General features: G+C 64.5%; 1 pseudogene. It reads right to left on the bottom strand.

The features are described 5' to 3' along the window. A pseudogene (locus RTX98_RS10480) lies at positions 1-251 on the bottom strand (efflux RND transporter periplasmic adaptor subunit); the annotation flags it as partial.

Genomic DNA, 251 nt, shown 5'->3' with positions numbered 1-251 from the left:
GGCCGGGCGAGAACAGGTTGCGGAAGCTGAAGCCGGAGCGGCTGTTGGTGGCCGGTGGCGCAAAGCGGAAGGCGGCGTTCGGCACGGTCAGGACATCTGTTGCTTCGCGCGTGATAATGGACGCCGTTGCCGTCATTCCTGGGCGAAGCTGCATGTCGGCATTGTCGACATCGAGCCGCGCTTCATAGGTGACAACGCCTTCGGTCGTCGCGGAGGCATAGGCGATGTCGCGGATCGCCGCCGTGAAGCTG

The sequence above is a fragment of the Tianweitania sp. genome (genome assembly GCF_032053605.1).
Lineage (GTDB): Bacteria > Pseudomonadota > Alphaproteobacteria > Rhizobiales > Rhizobiaceae > Tianweitania.
The sequence above is the reverse complement of the archived record's forward strand: the minus strand, read 5'-3'. Positions and strand labels throughout refer to the sequence as shown.